The sequence below is a fragment of the Mesorhizobium opportunistum WSM2075 genome, assembly GCF_000176035.2.
GTDB classification, from domain to species: Bacteria; Pseudomonadota; Alphaproteobacteria; order Rhizobiales; family Rhizobiaceae; genus Mesorhizobium; species Mesorhizobium opportunistum.
This window is the reverse complement of sequence record NC_015675.1, coordinates 5,679,153-5,694,371: the sequence shown is the minus strand read 5'-3', so window position 1 is coordinate 5,694,371 and position 15,219 is coordinate 5,679,153. Positions and strand designations below refer to the sequence as shown.

Annotated in this window: 16 protein-coding genes; 14 read left to right on the top strand and 2 right to left on the bottom strand. The window is 59.8% G+C overall.

Annotated elements, in window-relative coordinates:
• The first annotated feature begins 102 nt into the window (after window positions 1-102).
• From MESOP_RS27540 to MESOP_RS27525, 4 genes are read left to right on the top strand one after another with little or no spacing between them, the layout of a single operon-like run.
• Window positions 103-3,900, top strand: a complete 3,798-nt coding sequence (locus MESOP_RS27540; RefSeq protein ID WP_013896621.1) for a PAS domain-containing protein — start codon at window positions 103-105, stop codon at window positions 3,898-3,900.
• Window positions 3,897-4,544: a response regulator transcription factor gene (locus MESOP_RS27535; protein ID WP_013896620.1), complete on the top strand. Its 648-nt coding sequence runs from the start codon at window positions 3,897-3,899 to the stop codon at window positions 4,542-4,544. The genes MESOP_RS27540 and MESOP_RS27535 overlap by 4 nt, the downstream gene beginning before the upstream one ends.
• Window positions 4,541-4,930 (top strand): response regulator, encoded by a 390-nt coding sequence (locus MESOP_RS27530; RefSeq protein WP_013896619.1) that lies wholly within the window; start codon window positions 4,541-4,543, stop codon window positions 4,928-4,930. The genes MESOP_RS27535 and MESOP_RS27530 overlap by 4 nt, the downstream gene beginning before the upstream one ends.
• Entirely contained in the window at window positions 4,920-5,648 is a 729-nt protein-coding gene (locus MESOP_RS27525) for a response regulator transcription factor (RefSeq protein WP_013896618.1), read from the top strand. Before MESOP_RS27530 ends, MESOP_RS27525 begins: the two co-directional genes overlap by 11 nt.
• 239 nt (window positions 5,649-5,887) lie before the next feature.
• Here the strand turns inward: MESOP_RS27525 and MESOP_RS27520 are convergent, their stop codons facing one another.
• On the bottom strand, window positions 5,888-6,853 hold the full coding sequence (locus MESOP_RS27520) for an alpha/beta fold hydrolase (protein WP_013896617.1): 966 nt from the start codon (window positions 6,851-6,853) through the stop codon (window positions 5,888-5,890).
• Between the two features lie 562 nt (window positions 6,854-7,415).
• On the opposite strand from MESOP_RS27520, the gene MESOP_RS27515 reads away from it, so the two are divergent.
• Window positions 7,416-8,393, top strand: a complete 978-nt coding sequence (locus MESOP_RS27515; RefSeq protein ID WP_041165057.1) for an alpha/beta fold hydrolase — start codon at window positions 7,416-7,418, stop codon at window positions 8,391-8,393.
• Window positions 8,394-8,570: 177 nt separating this feature from the next.
• Window positions 8,571-9,320 carry a glucose 1-dehydrogenase gene (locus MESOP_RS27510; protein WP_013896615.1) on the top strand — a complete coding sequence of 250 codons (750 nt, stop codon included), beginning with the start codon at window positions 8,571-8,573 and terminating at the stop codon, window positions 9,318-9,320.
• A 204-nt stretch (window positions 9,321-9,524) separates the two neighbouring features.
• Here the strand turns inward: MESOP_RS27510 and MESOP_RS34140 are convergent, their stop codons facing one another.
• Window positions 9,525-9,752 (bottom strand): DUF680 domain-containing protein, encoded by a 228-nt coding sequence (locus MESOP_RS34140; RefSeq protein ID WP_013896614.1) that lies wholly within the window; start codon window positions 9,750-9,752, stop codon window positions 9,525-9,527.
• Between the two features lie 418 nt (window positions 9,753-10,170).
• Between MESOP_RS34140 and MESOP_RS27505 the strand changes: the two genes are divergently transcribed.
• From MESOP_RS27505 to MESOP_RS27470, 8 genes are all read left to right on the top strand, one after another.
• Entirely contained in the window at window positions 10,171-10,941 is a 771-nt protein-coding gene (locus tag MESOP_RS27505) for an alpha/beta fold hydrolase (protein WP_085984582.1), read from the top strand.
• Window positions 10,942-11,006: 65 nt separating this feature from the next.
• Window positions 11,007-11,765, top strand: coding sequence for an SDR family oxidoreductase (locus tag MESOP_RS27500; RefSeq protein ID WP_013896612.1), 759 nt, complete (start codon window positions 11,007-11,009; stop codon window positions 11,763-11,765).
• Between the two features lie 71 nt (window positions 11,766-11,836).
• The gene (locus tag MESOP_RS27495) at window positions 11,837-12,238 is read left to right on the top strand and encodes a cupin domain-containing protein (RefSeq protein WP_013896611.1); all 402 of its coding nucleotides are present in this window, start codon (window positions 11,837-11,839) and stop codon (window positions 12,236-12,238) included.
• A 68-nt stretch (window positions 12,239-12,306) separates the two neighbouring features.
• Window positions 12,307-12,954: an HD domain-containing protein gene (locus MESOP_RS27490; protein ID WP_013896610.1), complete on the top strand. Its 648-nt coding sequence runs from the start codon at window positions 12,307-12,309 to the stop codon at window positions 12,952-12,954.
• A 58-nt stretch (window positions 12,955-13,012) separates the two neighbouring features.
• On the top strand, window positions 13,013-13,450 hold the full coding sequence (locus MESOP_RS27485) for a CBS domain-containing protein (RefSeq protein ID WP_013896609.1): 438 nt from the start codon (window positions 13,013-13,015) through the stop codon (window positions 13,448-13,450).
• Between the two features lie 206 nt (window positions 13,451-13,656).
• On the top strand, window positions 13,657-14,391 hold the full coding sequence (locus MESOP_RS27480; RefSeq protein WP_013896608.1) for a sensor histidine kinase: 735 nt from the start codon (window positions 13,657-13,659) through the stop codon (window positions 14,389-14,391).
• A 51-nt stretch (window positions 14,392-14,442) separates the two neighbouring features.
• Window positions 14,443-14,724, top strand: coding sequence for a GNAT family N-acetyltransferase (locus tag MESOP_RS27475; protein ID WP_013896607.1), 282 nt, complete (start codon window positions 14,443-14,445; stop codon window positions 14,722-14,724).
• Window positions 14,725-14,767: 43 nt separating this feature from the next.
• A complete protein-coding gene (locus MESOP_RS27470) occupies window positions 14,768-15,199 on the top strand; it encodes a DUF1810 domain-containing protein (protein WP_013896606.1) in 432 nt (143 codons plus the stop codon).
• Window positions 15,200-15,219: the final 20 nt, after the last annotated feature.

Genomic DNA, 15,219 nt, shown 5'->3' with positions numbered 1-15,219 from the left:
CGGTTAAGATGATGAACCAATTCGCGAGCCCAGATGGTCAACGATGAGAGTTAAAGAAGGCGCTGACAGTCTCCGCCTTTCATTGTCCGGTAGGAGAAGACAATGACGACAGCGTTCAACTCGCTTGGCGATCCCGACGCGGAAGCGTTGCGGGCGGCTCGGCTCATCGAAAGCGTGGTCGGCAATGGGTGGGCGACAGACGCGGCCGGCAGATTCAGCTATGTTACTCCCAGCACGCTATCGCTTCTCGGCACGACGCTGGAGGAGTTCAACACTTCGTCAGAAGATGGCTCCGCGGGTTGGAAGCGGCTAATACATCCAGACGACTATGACCGAGCCGTGGCCGAGTGGCGTCGCTGCCTGCAAACAGGTGAGCACTACAATGTGGAGCACCGCATTTTGCGCGCGAGCGGTGCTTACGGTTGGAGTCGAAGCTCCGGACAGCCGCTGTGCGACAGCGAAGGTAACGCCGTTGCATGGTATGGCACCCTAATTGAAGGCGATGCGCCGCCCGCAGCCACGGAGCGATTCGCTGATGTGATGAGTGAGGCACTCGAGAAGGAAGCCGCTTCCGATGCTCTCCATTCCCTGAGTCTGGTCCATCCGGATGACCGGACAGCGGCGGCGCACGCAGCCGCCCGCGCCTTCTGGACGGGTGTCCCCCAGGTTACGAGGCACAGGCAGCTGCAGACCGACGGAAGTTATCGCTGGAACGAGACCCGGTCGGAGCCCGGCTATAGTGTCAGCGTGGACATTGATGATCTGGTGACGGACAGGGAGCGGCTTTCCGGGACGGACCTGGATCCCTTGGTTGAGAACGACGCCGGGCCAATTCGATCGGCGAAAATCGTTGAAAGCATATTCGGGAACGGATGGGCGTTCGATGCGGCGGGTAGATGGATCTACATGCATCCGTTCGCGCTGAGCTCCCTCGGGGTGACGCTGGAGGATCTGAACGCTCCATTGAACGAGGGGTACACCGCCTGGAAGCGTTTGCTTCATCCAGACGACTATGAGCAGATCGCGGTTACCTGGCGCCATTGTCTGAGGACCGGCGATCATTTCAATGTCGAGTTTCGCTTTCGGCGCGCGAACGGCACCTATGTATGGGCCCGAACCGCCGCGCGGCCCGCGCGCGACAGCCAGGGTCGTATCACGGGATGGTACGGAATCGCGCTCGACAACGATGTCTACAAGAAAACCGTGGCGGAGCTGCGCGGTCGGGAGCGGGAACTTTCTCAGCTCATCGACATGGTCCCAGTCCAGATCAGACGGCTGACGCCTGAAGGCGAGCCGACCTTCTTCAACAGACGTTTGCTTGACTTCTTCGGTCTCGACGGTGTGGCGGATCTGGACAAGCCGGGGATGAGCCGGCAGGCGGCGGCCATACAGTCCCTCGTCTATCCCGAAGATGCGGCACGCCTCCTGGAGACCGTCCGCCACTCTCTGGCTACCGGCGAACCATACTCCATGAAGTATCGAATGCGCCGTGCGGACGGAGCGTACCGCTGGGTGGACGGACGCGGCGAGCCGCTGCGTGATCACAGCGGCGCGATTGTTCAGTGGTATGTGATCTCTATCGACGTCGACGACGAGATGCGCGCACAGGAAGCGTTGCGCGAGCGGGAGCGGGAACTCTCGCAACTGGTGGACATGGTGCCGAGCTTCCTCTGGCGCCTGTCTGCGTCGGGCGAGCCGGTCTTCTTCAGCAAGCGAATGGTTGAGTATCTCGGCCTTGACGTAGGAGGATACGAGAATGTGGGAGGAAATGGGCTGACGGCGGCCATTGCGGCTGTCGTACATCCCGATGACGCCGCCACGCTGGAAGCTGCGATCAACCACTCGGTCACCACCGGCGAGAGCTTCTCCCTGAACTATCGCCTGCGTCGTGCTGACGGCGTCTTCCGATGGATGTCGGGCCGAGCGGAACCGATGCGAGACGAATGTGGGACTGTCGTCCAATGGTACGGTCTTTCGCACGACATCGACGACCAGGTGAGGGCAGAAGAAGCGCTGCGGAAAGCCAACCGGCAACTGGAGCAAATGATTGACGCTGTGCCGGTGAATCTCCTGAGCTTTGCCCCTTCGGGCAGGATCACCTACACCAGCAAGCGATACCTGGAGAAGGTCGGTTCGCCACCGACGCACATCAATGATTTCGATGCCCTGGCCCGGGACCTGGCCCATCCTGAAGACTTTCCGACAATGTTTCGGAGGGCTTCGAATGGCTTTGCGTCCGGCCAGCCTTTCGTGAACCGCTTTCGTCGACGCGAGAAGGATGGCGTCTACCGCTGGATAGAAGCACGAGCGCAACCGTTAAGGGATACTGATGGCGCGATCGTTCAATGGTATATGGCTTCAATCGACATTGAAGATGAGATGCGGGCGCAGGAGGCATTGCGCGAAAGAGAGCGCGAGCTTCAGCAGCTTGTCGATGCCTTGCCGGTCCACATCTGGAGCTGGACGCCCGATGGCAAGCTTGCGTACGTCAATAGGCGGTCTTTGGAGGAACTCGGCATCTCCGGGGCAAACTTCGAAGACTTCACGAGGGTGGCACGAGATCTGATTCATCCCGAAGACGCTCTCGAGGTGCTCAATAGGTCAGCCAGCTGCCTCAAAACTGGCGACTCCTTCATCATGCGGTATCGCCGGCGTTGGAAAGACGGCAGCTATCGCTGGATAGAAGGGCGTTGCGAGCCTCTGCGCGATCGGGACGGAGCCATCGTTCACTGGTACCAGGTCTCCATCGACATCGACGAGGAGATGCGCGCACAGGTGGCGCTGCGCGAGAGAGAACGTTCGCTGTGGCAGCTGGTTGAAACGCTGCCGGTGATGATCGATTGCGCCGCACCGAACGGTGAGCCGATATATCGAAGCCGTCAGCTCCGCGAATTCCTCGGATATGAGTTGGAGTTATTGGACGGTAAGGGAAAATCCCGCCTGTCCGGGACACTCGATGAAGGCGTTCATCCTGACGACCTGGCGGCCGTCAAAGCGAACTATGCTCATTCGTTGGCCACTGGCGAACCGTATGCGCGCAGGCACCGTCTGCGTCGCTTCGACGGCGAATATTGCTGGGTCGATACGCGCGCGGCACCGATGCGCAACGCAGAGGGAGCTATTGTTCAGTGGAACGTCGTCTGTCTGGACATCGACGGTGAAGTTCGAGCGCAAGAAGAACTGCGCCTGGCGCAAGAGAGACTTGCACGTGCGAGCCAGGCGGCGAGTCTTGCCGAGCTTTCAGCCTCTATAGCGCATGAGGTGAACCAGCCTCTGGCGGCTGTTGTCGCCAATTCATATGCCTGCCAGCGTTGGCTCACGGCCGAACCGCCAAATATCGAGCGGGCGCAGAAGACTGTGGAGCGTATTATCCGTGATGCCAACTCAGCCGCGGATGTCGTCAGCCGCATCCGCGCCTTATTCAAGCAATCTGCAGACGCGATGGCTTACACAGCACTCGACAGCGTCATAGCGGAAGCGCGCGACCTCATCGCCGAGGAGGCGGTGCGGCGCCGTGTTCGTCTGGATCTCGATGTCGAAAGCGACCTTCCTATTGTCGCGCTCGATCGCGTGCAGATTCAGCAGGTTCTGGTGAACCTCATCCGCAATGGGATCGAGGCGATGGACTCTGTTCCGGGCGACAAGGTTCTTGGACTTCGCGTGCGCCGGATAGGGGACGCGATCCAGATCGAGATCAGCGATTGTGGCCCGGGCATTGCGTTTCCTGACCGAATATTCGAGCCGTTCTTTACGACGAAAGAGCACGGCATGGGCATGGGACTCGCGATCTGCCGTTCGATCGTCGAGTCCCATGGCGGACGGTTGTGGGTGGAGAAGAACGATCCGCACGGAACGGCGTTCGTCTTCACGATGCCAGTTGAAATGAAAGCGGCAGCATGACGCCCCACGATCAAATGGTCTTCATCGTCGATGACGACGTGCGTATTCGGGAAGCGCTTGGTGAGCTTCTGGAGTCCCATGGCATGCGCGCCGTAGCGTTCGGATCGGCCGGCGACTATGTCCTTGCCGACAAGCCGGACGTCCCCGCCTGCCTGATCCTCGATGTGGAATTGCCTGACATCAACGGTCTCGATCTGCAGAAGCAGATCGCCGAGGGCGATCATCCGCCGATCGTCTTCATAACGGGGCATGGCGACATCCCGTCCTCTGTGCGTGCGATCAAGCACGGCGCTGTGGACTTCCTGACAAAGCCCTTCAGCGATACGGACCTCATGGTCGCGATCCGGGCAGCGATCGCCCAGGACCGAGAAAGGCGATCAGAGCGCGCCGAACTCACCGTGTTGAGGCAACGCTATCGAGAGCTCACGCAGCGAGAACGCGAGGTGCTGCCGCTCGTTGTGAGTGGCTTGCTCAACAAACAGGCCGCGGCTGAGTTGGGGATCAGCGAGGTTACGCTGCAAATCCATAGACGGAACGTGATGCAGAAAATGGTTGCGGCATCACTCGCTGATCTCGTGCGCATGGCGGAGCGGTTGGAGATACCGATCAGCCACTCTCGACGAACGGGAGGGAACGGAGTGTGAGCAAGGTGCGACCTGTCGTGGCGATTGTCGATGACGACCCAAGATTGCTCGAGTCGCTCGAGAACCTTTTGGAGTCTGCGGGCTATGCTGCCCGCATCTTCTCGTCGGCGGGATCACTTCTCGTCAGCGGGCTGTCTGACGTGGACTTGCTCATTACCGATATCGGGATGCCTGGTACGGACGGCTTTGAACTTCGTGACTTGGTCAAGAAGACGCGTGCGGACCTGCCGGTGTTCCTGATCACCGGTCGTCACGAGATAGCCGATCAGCACCGCGCCAAAGGCATCAGCGGGTTTTTCCGCAAGCCCTTCGATGGCCAGGCCCTGCTTGCGGCTGTGAGCGACGCTTTACGCAACCAAGAACCGAGGGATGAACATGAGAGTTGACCAACCGCTCTTGCAGAGATCGACGCCGGTGTCACGGCAGCGGAACGCCGAGCCGCAGCAGCCGCTCGTCATCATTGTCGATGACGATGCGTCTGTTCGCGAAGCACTGTCGGAGTTGATACTGTCGATGGGCTTTGAACCGGTCTGCTTCGCTTCGACCCGAGAATTGCTCGACGCTGACGTCTTGGACAGCCCCGGTTGCTTGATCCTCGACGTCCGCATGCCAGGGGCAAGCGGTCTCGATCTACAGCACCATCTTGCGTCAAACGGCAATCCCAAGCCCATCATCTTCCTGACTGGGCATGGCGACATACCGATGACTGTCCAGGCGATGAAGGCGGGCGCGGTGGATTTTCTCACCAAACCGGTACGCGACCAAACACTCCTTGACGCCGTGATCGCGGGCATTGCGGTGGATGCCAAGCGGCGGGCGGATGCGGTGGTCGTCAAGCGCAACATCGAGCGTGTCGAGACGCTAACCCCGCGCGAGCGCGAGGTGCTGCATGAAGTGGCGCGTGGGCGCCTCAACAAACAGATCGCTTTCGACCTCGGCATCAGTGAAGTGACCGTCAAGCTTCACCGCGGCAATGTCATGCGCAAGATGGAAGCAGCTTCCATCGGAGAGCTGATCCGGGCCTGGGAAACGCTGCCCCCGGCGATGCGCAAGGCCGGCGCGGCCAGGACTTTCGAAAGGGTGAACCTCGCCTCCGTCCGATAGGATCGCCCAGCGGCTGGCGCTTCTCCGTTAAGAGTAGCCTGCCCAGGACGATCCGGACTCAGACAAATTTTTATGAAGTTTAGAGCGATGATCGCCGCGTGTAACCTGGTGTTGAGGCTACACTGCCAAGCTCTTGCCGCGCATCGCCAGCTAACGGCGGCGTATTGGCAAAGCTATGGAGCGGCGTATCTCCATCACGGCGACTATCGCTAATGTTGTGCTTCAGCCAGCCGCGAAGCTTAGTATGCTGGTGGCAGGAATTCGATCAGGGCCCTTGTGACGGCGGCCGGCTGCTCCTCCGGAACCCAATGGCCTGAGCCTTCGACTACTACGGCCCGTACGTTTTCGGCGACGTGGCGGAGATGGCCTTCGTACATCGATGCCAGGCCACCCGAACCGCTTATACCGAGTACCGGCATCGTCAGCTTGTGTTTTGCAAAGGCTTTGTTCTGTTCTTCGTCACGCGGGAAAGCCCGGTAGTACTCGAAGCCTGCGCGCAATGCGCCAGGCTGGGCATAAGAACGGCCGTAGACTTCGTCGGCTTCGGTGTCGAACGCGCGAGTATTTACCCCCTCTGCATTGTGAAACCACTTTAAATACTCAAGCTCGCGACCGGCAATGAGCATTTCCGGCACGTCGCGTACGGAGTGGAAGCGAAAATGCCAAGTGCGAGGGCCTTGGATCAATTCGTTCCACGGTTCGATGCCTGGCAGCGGGACGTCAACGATTGCCAGTGTGGTGACTTCCCCCGGGTGCTGCGCCGCATAGGAATAAGCGACCATGCCACCCATATCGTGACCGACGAGATTGACGACCGGACCAAGGTTCAGCTGATTGACAAGTGCTCGAATATCCTCGGCAATCGCCGCCTTTTCGTAGCCGGCCGCAGGCTTGGCGGTGTCCCCCAAACCGCGCAAATCGGGCGCAAGTACCGTGTAACCGCGCGCCACCAGTTGCGGCATTACAAAGCGCCACATGTATGAGGTCGTGCCCCAACCATGCAACAACACCACGGTTTTCGGGCCGCCTGCTGCCAGCAAATAGTGATAGGCCACACCGTTAACGTCGGCCTTGCCGTCGACGATACGTGCCGACAGGTCGGTCGATTGCCCGAGCGGCACGCCGGAGTGCGGTGCGCTGGCAGAAGTCGATGGCCCGGCAGCAAGAACGGCAATGAGGAAACCAGAAAGAAAGCTAAGGCGCATAAAGCACTCCGGGGTTGTGAGGTCCAAAGTGCTCCAAGAGCGGCAAATGCCGTGCAATTTCTATAAGGCGAAAGCTTTAAAGCCTTTGTCGTTATAATAACGCGTTGTACACCTAAGCATATTGCGCTCTGGCCGGCGGTGAGTTGATTACTCAACATGAGGACCACGTAGGCGAAACCTATCGCGGTCCGTTCGGGCGGTGACTTGCTCGCGATCAGCCGCTCCTCGTTTTGAGAAGAATCCTCATACGGCTTGATAGGTCGTGTTTGTGACAGCCGCACGCGGCACGTCGCGCACGAACCAACGTCATCGCATCATTTGCCCCATCTCAGCGACAGTTCCAGCACCTCGGCGTACCTACCCTGCACCTTGGCATCGTGCGACAGATGCTTGCGTAGAATAGGTTCGCGGGGCGGATCGGCGCATCTTCTCGCGAGCCATCACGATCATCGGGCGTCGCCGCTCCTTCGCCCGCTCCTCCCCCCGAAAGCGACGGTGCAGGTCGACCCGGTGATCGTGATGGTGAGCCGACCCGAGAAGCCGCTCACCAAGGATGGACACGATGAGTATGGATGGACTTTTCACCCTCGGTGCAACCCGCCGCGACGTCTTGTTGGCCAGTTTTTCAGCGGCGGTCATAGCCGGACTGCCAGTCGCTTCGTCATCCGGCGCCCAGCAAAACCCACATGTTCCCACCCCTCAATCAGGACGCAAAACAATGAGCACCATCACAACCAAGGACGGTACGGAAATCTATTACAAGGACTGGGGTAGGGGTCCGCCAATAACCTTCTCACACGGCTGGCCGCTGAATTCCGACGCCTGGGATGCACAGATGCTCTTTCTGGCCCATAATGGCTTCCGCGTGGTTGCTCATGACCGGCGGGGCCATGGCCGCTCCAGCCAGGCCACCTCCGGCAACGACATGGATGGCTACGCGGACGATCTTGCAGCCGTGATCGAGGCGCTGGATCTCCGGGACGCCACGCTGGTCGGGCATTCAACCGGGGGAGGCGAGGTCGCTCGCTATATCGGACGGCACGGGGCGGAACGCGTGGCCAAGGCTGTTCTTATCGCCGCTGTTCCGCCTATCATGGTGAAAACGCCGGCCAATCCGGAAGGTCTGCCGATCGAAGTGTTCGACGGCATAAGGGCTGGCCTCCTCAAGGATCGCTCGCAGCACTATCTGGACCTCGCACAGTCGTTTTATGGTGCAAACAGGCCAGGCGCCACGGTCTCCCAGGGGGTTCTGAATCAGTTCTGGCTCTGGAGCATGCAGGTCGGTCTCGTGAATGCATATGAATGCGTCAAAGCGTTCTCCGAAACCGACTTCACCGAGGACCTCAAGAAATTCGATATACCGACCTTGATCCTGCATGGCGAGGACGACCAGATCGTCCCGGTCAAGGATTCGTCAGTCAAGTCGGAGCGGCTGATCAAGGGCGCAAAGGCCATATATTACCCCGGCGCGCCCCACGGGATCACGGCCACACACCAGGACCAGGTGAACGCCGATCTGCTCGCCTTCATCAAGGGCTAGTGCTCTCAAGCGGCGGTCATGGCTGGCCGCACAACACCGGTGCGGCCAGCCTGACTATGAAAACTCAGCATCGATGGCTGCTGGAGAAGCTTTCTGGTCTCAGCCGTCCGAGTTCTCGCTGAGAACTGCGGTTGGCAACTGCGGCGGCTCTCGTGAAAATCATCAGAGGCAATGCAAATGGGTATACTTTCAGGAAAGACGGCGTTGATCACCGGGGGAAACAGTGGGATTGGGCTATTCGCCGCGAAAGCTTTCGCGTCGGAGGGGGCGCAGGTCGTAATCACCGGCCGGAGACAGCGCGCCGTCGAGGAGGCAGTCTCCGAGATCGGAGCCGGCGCACTGGGCATTCAGGGTGATGTAGCCGACGTGGCGCACCACGAGGATGTCGCGCGACAGATCCATCAGAGGTTTGGGGCGTTCGATATCTATATGGCGAACGCCGGCGTGAACACCATCACGCATTCGTCGGCAGTTTCCGAAGACGAGTACGATGCGCAGTTCTCTATCAATGCGCGCGGCGTCTTCTTTGGTGTGCAGAAACTGATCCCGCTGATGCGCGATGGCGGCGCAGTCATACTGACGGGATCAATCGCCAGCGAGAAGGTCTTGGAAGGCCATGCCGTTTATGCAGGCTCCAAGGCAGCCATCGGCGCCTTCGCGCGCAGTTGGGCGATAGAACTGAAATCGCGTCGCATACGCGTCAACGTGCTCAGCCCCGGCCCCGTGGATACGGCTATTCTCGACAAACTGGGTGTCCCGGCCGAAATGCGAGCATCCTTCGAGAAGTCCATGGCCGAAGCAATTCCCCTTGGTCGAATGGGCCAGCCGGAAGAACTGGCAAAAGCCGCTCTGTTCCTGGCATCGGACGCAAGCAGTTTTGTCACCGGTGTCAATCTGCGGGTCGACGGCGGAATGGCATTGCTTTGAGCTGGGGTAGCCAAGTCGCTGCCGTTTGACGGTCGAGCGTCGATCGCCATCCCACCCGGCCAGATCCAAGGTGAAAGGTGGTTTTATAGCTCCCCGGTCTCAGAACCTGTGTCAGGGCCCCCACGCACTTTCAAGGTCCTTTGGAAAGCGTGAAGAGGACCGGGGCGACGCCCCGGTCCTTCCAGGTTCTACAATTTTCGGGTGCTAGTGACCCCAGATGCCCTGGCCCGGGTCCTTGCTGGGAGCAATCGGCTTGCGCACGGTCTCCTGCACGCCGGCATCGTTGCCCGTCTTCCTGATCGAGGAGGTGTGCATGCTCTCGGAAGAAGTTGCGGGTTGCTGGACCGAGTTTGACCCGTAGTGATCGCTTCCGGCGACGGCGTTTCCTGCTGCAACAAGGAGGATTGCGGCAGCAAGAGATGTGTTCTTCATTTTGGTAACTCCACGGTTAATTTTGGATCGTATTCACAATAACAATATAAATGCTGCGTCATTGCGGAGCGATCAGACGATGTGGCTGTTTGATCCATACGAAAGCATGGGCTGTGAAGGCCTAAGGTCAGGGGCAATGTCGTTCGCGGTGGGAGTCTTGCCGTTACGCCGGGGCGGCAGTCGTGTTTGGAGGCAGCAGCTCCATGGATTTGTATTGGTCACGAACTCCTGCGCTGCCGGCGATCCGCGTGCGGAATACCCAGGTCACCTGATCGCAGCGATGACCCACCCTGCACCTTGGCATCGTATGACCGACCATTCGGCACAATAGGTCGGCGCCCCGGATCGGCGCATCCTTCTCCACATTGGTCAAACGGAAGGCCGACAAAGGAGAAAGCAAATGCGAAATGTCACTGGAATCCTGGCGCTGGCCGCCGCGCTTGCCGTCGCGGGTGGCGCAACGGCGCAGGCGGCCGGAGCGAAGCCCAAGCCGACGATCGTGCTGGTGCACGGGGCCTTCGCCGAATCGTCGAGTTGGGACGCGGTCATAACCAAACTCGGCAGGGACGGCTATGTGGCGAAGGCGGCAGCCAATCCCCTCCGCAGCGTCGCCAGCGATGCCGCGGCGGTCTCGGCCATCATCCGGTCGGTTCCCGGACCGATCGTGCTGGTGGGGCATTCCTACGGCGGACCCGTGATCACCGAAGCCGCCAACGGCAATCCCAATGTGAAGGCCTTGGTATACGTGGCCGGATTCGCGCCGGATAACGGCGAATCGAGCGCCACCTTGTCCAGCATGTTTCCCGGCAGCACTTTGGCAAGCGCGCTTGCTCCAGTCGCGTCGCCGAACGGCGGCCAGGATCTCTTCATCCAGCCGGACAAATTCCGAGCCCAGTTCGCGGCCGACGTTCCCGAAGAGCAGTCGTCGCTGATGGCCGCCACCCAACGCCCGATCGCGCAGGCAGCCCTGGCCGAGCCCTCGGGCGTAGCTTCATGGAAAACGCTGCCGTCCTACATGATCTACGGCACCGATGACCGAAATATCCCGGCAGCCGTCATGAGCTTCATGGCCAAGCGCGCGCACGCCGTGAAGACGGTCGTCATTGAGGGTGCTTCCCACGCGCTCATGGTCTCGCACCCCGACGAGGTCACCTCACTTATCGAGGACGCCGCATCGGCCAGCGAGTAGCTCCCCGGAAAGCCGACATTCGACCAACACCCGCAAATCAACACCCTCAACAAAGGAGATTGGAAATGAAGATCGTCGTCATCGGCGGAACCGGGCTGATCGGCTCCAAGACTGTGGAAAGACTGCGCAGGAAGGGACACGACGTGCTTGCGGCCTCACCGAATTCGGGAGTGAACACCGTCACCGGCGAAGGGCTGGCCGTCGCTCTTGCCGGGGCACAGGTCGTCGTCGATCTCGCGAACTCACCGTCATTCGAGGAAAAGGCCGCGCTCGAATTTTTCGCGGCATCCGGGCGTAATCTTCTTGCAGCCGAAGCGGCCGCCGGCGTCCGCCATCACGTCGCGCTGTCTGTGGTCGGCACCGACCGGCTGCAGGACATGGGGTATTTCCGCGGCAAACTGCTTCAGGAAAAGCTGATCAAGGAGTCCGCTATCCCCTACACGATCGTGCACGCCACACAGTTCTTCGAGTTCACCGCCGCCATCGCAAACACCGGCGCCGTAGGGGATACCGTCCACATGTCACCGGCGTACTTCCAACCAATGGCAGCCGACGACGTTGCTGATGCGATGGCGGACGTCGCCCTAGCAGCGCCAGTGAACGGCACGATCGAAATTGCCGGCCCCGATCGCGTTCGTATGAGCGAGCTCGTCGGTCGCTTTCTAAAGGCCACCAACGATCCGCGCAAAATCGTCTCGGATCCTGGCGCTCTCTACTACGGTGAAGTGGCAATCGACGATCAAACGCTTGTCCCCGGCGAGAACGCGCGCGTCGGCGCCGTCCACTTCGACGACTGGCTCAGCCGATACACGCCACCGGCGTAAGTACTGAACGCCGGTTTCGCGACCCATCAGACCAGCATTCCCTAGCTCTCATTCCAACAAGGATATCGGACATGATCAGGAAACTCCTCTGTGCAGCGCTCGCCGCCGCATCCGTCACCGCAGCAATGGCCAAAGACGCGGACAGCGTGAAGCTCGTCTACGACCACGCCCTTCCAAATGTGCCCGGCAAGAGCTTGAAAGCCGTGCTCGTCGAGTACGGGCCGGGCGGGACATCGCCGGCGCATACCCATCCCAGTTCCGCGTTCATCTATGCCACGGTGCTGGAGGGGGCGATCCGAAGCCAGGTCAACGGTGGGCCCGTGAAGACGTACCGTGCAGGCGAAAGCTTCTCGGAATTCCCGGGCGACCATCACGCCGTCAGTGAAAACGCCAGCAAGACGGAACGCGCTCGCCTGCTTGCGGTCTTCGTCGTCGATACCAACGAGACCAACCTGACGACCTACGCGAAATGAACTGGTGACGCCCTTGCCAAGGTAAGGGCGTCAAACCGACACACAATCGGCGAAGGAAAGGCACTGACATGGATGCGATCGCCAGGCGCACGCTTGCAGGGGTTTCGGTCCCCGATACGCCGCTTGTCGGCCGGGCGATCGAACATGCCCGCCAGCTATGTGAACCGTATTTGTTCAACCACGTGGTTCGATCATGGCTTTTCGCCGTCCGCATCGCACAGGTCCAGAACATCGAGCACGACGGTGAAGTTGTTGCCGTCGGAACCCTGTTGCACGACGTCACGCTCAACGAGACCTTCGCCGGGCCGCGCCGTTTCGAGGTGGAAGGCGCCGATCTGGCCCGCGCCTTCGTCCGGCAAGGCGGCTTCGACGAGCGTCGTGCTCAGTTGACATGGGACAGCGTCGCTCTCAATTCGACGCCGTCGATTGGCCTCTACAAGGAAGCCGAGGTGGCGCTGTGCACAGCCGGCATCTGCCTTGATGTCGTCGGCCTGCAATACAGTCTCATCTCTTCCGCCGAGATAGCCAGGATCGTCGGCGAATTTCCGCGTCTTCAAATGAAGCGGCGGATGACGCGATGCTTTTGCCACATCGCCAAGGTGAACCCGGAAACGACCTACGACAACTTTGCCCGGGATTTCGGTGAGCGCTTTGTGGCCGGCTACAAGGCGCCGTCTTCCGTCGATTTTGTGATGAACACTTCCTTCGAAGAGTAGGCGAAACCTCGAATCTGATCTCTCCGGCCGCGGCCGCGAGACGCCTCAGGAGGGCACCATGCGAATTGACAGTCTACATCCAGAAACATCGGCGCGCCTTGCGGCGGTCGACCTCGACACGTCGCTGCGGGCAGCTGCGCTATGGCTGTCCAAGCCGGCCATAGGCCTGGTTGTCGTATGCCATGGCAGTGGCGAGGCGGCAGGCGTGCTGAGCAAGTCCGACCTTGTTCGTCATCTGGCGAATTCGGGACCGGCGGAAGCGCCGGTATCCACGCTGATGAGCCGGTCTTTCGTATCCTGTGGGCCTGATGACGACCTGCATTCGGTCTGGCAGACCATGACAACACAGCGGCTCCAGAACCTACCGGTGCTCGGCGCCGGCGCTAAGCCGATAGGCGTCCTTGATATCCGCGACGCGATGAAGGCGCTCTTCCAACAGGAAGAACTCCAGGAGCGGCTGCTCGCCAACTATATCGGGGGCATTGGCTACCAATAGAGGAGAATCTCGCGACGGTGCGATGAGCACGAAAGAGGGAGATCCGTCTCGCGAGATGTTGGTCCCGCACTGGCGATGGTCCGCAGATCGCGGGACATATACTGCAGTATGGTTCGGCTTCTTACTCAATCTAATCGACCACTCCCGTCCTCTATTGTACTATATTCAAGCAACTGAATTCTGCCTGAGCAAACATGAGGGTTATAATGTCTCGTCCGGAAGTGAAAGTGGATGTCTTCGACATCGCGCCCGAGATTCCCCGAGATGGCCTGCCCATCCAGATGGCGACCGCCGGCATCGTTCATGACCTTGGCAATCTCATCCAGGTCGCGTCGTCGGCGTTAAATCACCTGGCCCGTGACCCGAGCGTCTCAGCGGCTCCAACGCTTGGGCTTGCAATTTCGGGCGCCAGAACGGCCTTGGAACGAGCTGGCGCGCTTGTCCGCCAGAGTATCAGTTCCGCCCGAGAGAGCCGCAGAGAAAGCGAATATGCAAATGTCGGCGCCTGCCTGGCTGAAATCGAGACCCTCATTCGAAGCGCGTGGGACCCCAAGATTCGTCTCGAGGTTCGAGTGAGGCCGGACTTGCCGTCAGTGAGGTGCAACCGCCTGGGTTTGCAGAACGCGATTCTGAACCTGGTATTCAACGCGCGCGATGCATCCCCCAATGGGGGCCTGATCTCGATAGATACCGCAGTGGTCTTTGATGGCACCTCAGCCGCTCAGGTGGATATCACCACCGCCGACAACGGTGTGGGGATGACCGCCGAGACGATTGCCTTCGCATTCGATCCCTTCTTCACCACAAAAACGGAGGGCCTCGGCGGCGTCGGCCTGCCGATGGTGAAGCGCTTTGCCGAAGAGTCAGGCGGAAGCATCGACATTCAGAGCGCGCCCGGGACAGGCACCACCGTCAGGCTACGTTTGCCCGCGATGCGATAGCGATCGGGCAAGCTACGTCCAGCCTCACGCAACGAACATCGAGAGATAGAGATGGATGCAAAGGTCACAGAGAACATTCGGCAGCATAGGTTCGAGCTCCCGATCACCGGTCATGCCTTCGCAGTGGCCTACTATACGCTCCAAGACGGCAAGGTTGCGCTGATACATACCGAAGTGCCTTCGGAATTTTCCGGACAGGGGATCGCGTCGCGGTTGGCGCAAGGTACCTTCGAATTGCTCCGCAAAACCGGCCGCAAAGCTGTCTTGAAGTGTCCCTTCATGAGCGGCTTCGTCGCCAGGCATCCGGAATATACCGATGTCGTTGCAGGGTGATCAGGCACGAATACAGCTGTTTGCAAAAAAGGTCTGAGTCGAGATGGACGACCAATATAATTTGCAGAGGTTCGTCAGCGCTCAGGATCCGGTTTACGGCGACGCGCTGGCTATGCTGCGTCGAGGCATGATGTGTACTCCATACACGGAGTTGATCTTCCCGACGTTGGCTACCGGGCGAAGCGACACTGGAGCCGATCCGTACGCGATCACATCACTCGACGAGGCAGGCGCTTACCTCCAATCGCCGATACTGGGCGGTCGTTATCGGGAATGCGTCGGCACACTGCAACGACTTTCCGATCTAAGTGCTCGCGCGGTCTTCGGTGATGAGGATACAATGAAATTGCACGCGTCCCTCACGCTGTTTTCCGAAGCAAGTAACGACGAGTTCCTGCTCGAGACCATCTTCGACGTCTGGTTCGATGGTCAAATCGACGAGGGCACGATGCGCAAACTCTACTCGGTGTCATGACGCCGCCCGGCGACCCGCGG

Excerpts from the sequence above, each read along its gene's own strand:
- MESOP_RS27485 (WP_013896609.1), top strand. The coding sequence starts at position 13,013 with ATGCGAATTGACAGTCTACATCCAGAAACATCGGCGCGCCTTGCGGCG.
- MESOP_RS34140 (WP_013896614.1), bottom strand. The coding sequence starts at position 9,752 with ATGAAGAACACATCTCTTGCTGCCGCAATCCTCCTTGTTGCAGCAGGA.
- MESOP_RS27540 (WP_013896621.1), top strand. The coding sequence starts at position 103 with ATGACGACAGCGTTCAACTCGCTTGGCGATCCCGACGCGGAAGCGTTG.
- MESOP_RS27510 (WP_013896615.1), top strand. The coding sequence starts at position 8,571 with ATGGGTATACTTTCAGGAAAGACGGCGTTGATCACCGGGGGAAACAGT.
- MESOP_RS27520 (WP_013896617.1), bottom strand. The coding sequence starts at position 6,853 with ATGCGCCTTAGCTTTCTTTCTGGTTTCCTCATTGCCGTTCTTGCTGCC.
- MESOP_RS27470 (WP_013896606.1), top strand. The coding sequence starts at position 14,768 with ATGGACGACCAATATAATTTGCAGAGGTTCGTCAGCGCTCAGGATCCG.
- MESOP_RS27495 (WP_013896611.1), top strand. The coding sequence starts at position 11,837 with ATGATCAGGAAACTCCTCTGTGCAGCGCTCGCCGCCGCATCCGTCACC.
- MESOP_RS27475 (WP_013896607.1), top strand. The coding sequence starts at position 14,443 with ATGGATGCAAAGGTCACAGAGAACATTCGGCAGCATAGGTTCGAGCTC.
- MESOP_RS27480 (WP_013896608.1), top strand. The coding sequence starts at position 13,657 with ATGTCTCGTCCGGAAGTGAAAGTGGATGTCTTCGACATCGCGCCCGAG.
- MESOP_RS27535 (WP_013896620.1), top strand. The coding sequence starts at position 3,897 with ATGACGCCCCACGATCAAATGGTCTTCATCGTCGATGACGACGTGCGT.
- MESOP_RS27500 (WP_013896612.1), top strand. The coding sequence starts at position 11,007 with ATGAAGATCGTCGTCATCGGCGGAACCGGGCTGATCGGCTCCAAGACT.
- MESOP_RS27490 (WP_013896610.1), top strand. The coding sequence starts at position 12,307 with ATGGATGCGATCGCCAGGCGCACGCTTGCAGGGGTTTCGGTCCCCGAT.
- MESOP_RS27515 (WP_041165057.1), top strand. The coding sequence starts at position 7,416 with ATGAGTATGGATGGACTTTTCACCCTCGGTGCAACCCGCCGCGACGTC.
- MESOP_RS27525 (WP_013896618.1), top strand. The coding sequence starts at position 4,920 with ATGAGAGTTGACCAACCGCTCTTGCAGAGATCGACGCCGGTGTCACGG.